Annotated in this window: 1 protein-coding gene; it reads left to right on the top strand. The window is 65.7% G+C overall.

The annotated features are described in order from the left end of the window. The coding region (locus tag HGR_RS13445; RefSeq protein ID WP_006298835.1) for a methyl-accepting chemotaxis protein at positions 1 to 280 on the top strand (280 nt) is incomplete at both ends.

The following is a 280-nucleotide window of genomic DNA, read 5'->3' as shown; positions in this document are numbered from 1 at the left end:
CATCAACGACGCGAGCCGCAAGATCTCCGACATCATCAGCGTGATCGATGGGATTGCGTTCCAGACCAACATCCTGGCCTTGAACGCGGCGGTGGAAGCGGCACGCGCAGGCGAGCAAGGTCGGGGCTTCGCGGTGGTGGCGAGCGAAGTACGCAACCTGGCGGGGCGCAGCGCGGACGCGGCCAAGGAGATCAAGCAGCTGATCAACAACAGCGTCGAGCGCGTGACCCAGGGCACGGCCCTGGTGGATCAAGCGGGCGCGACGATGGACGAGGTGGTG

The organism is Hylemonella gracilis ATCC 19624 (assembly GCF_000211835.1).
GTDB classification, from domain to species: Bacteria; Pseudomonadota; Gammaproteobacteria; order Burkholderiales; family Burkholderiaceae_C; genus Hylemonella; species Hylemonella gracilis.
Note: the sequence above shows the minus strand (reverse complement) of the source record. Positions and strands in the feature narration are given on the sequence as shown.